Origin of the sequence: Pseudomonas sp. SIMBA_067, assembly GCF_046534675.1 — a bacterium.
GTDB lineage: Bacteria > Pseudomonadota > Gammaproteobacteria > Pseudomonadales > Pseudomonadaceae > Aquipseudomonas > Aquipseudomonas putida.
In genome coordinates, this window is the sequence record NZ_JAWRYH010001457.1 from 1 (window position 1) to 231 (window position 231).

Consider the following 231-nt stretch of genomic DNA (forward strand, 5'->3'; position numbering starts at 1 on the left):
TTTCGGCCTGGCGGCTGCCGGCACTGGTGTCGATCTTGCCCAGAATCTCTTCCAGGCCCATGCGGCCCTGGCCGAATACTTCACCGTTCAGGTAGATGCTCGGCACCGCCATGACTTTGCGCGATTCGACTTCGTCCTGGAACAGCGCGCCGTCGATGGCCACGTGGCGCACGTTGGGGTTGAGCACCGCCATCAGGTTCAGCGCCTGGACCACGTCCGGGCAGTTCTGGC

General features: G+C 64.1%; 1 protein-coding gene. It reads right to left on the minus strand.

Annotated elements, in window-relative coordinates; genetic code table 11:
* The coding region (locus SB765_RS34245; RefSeq protein WP_410933105.1) for a thioredoxin family protein at nucleotides 1–231 on the minus strand (231 nt) is incomplete at both ends.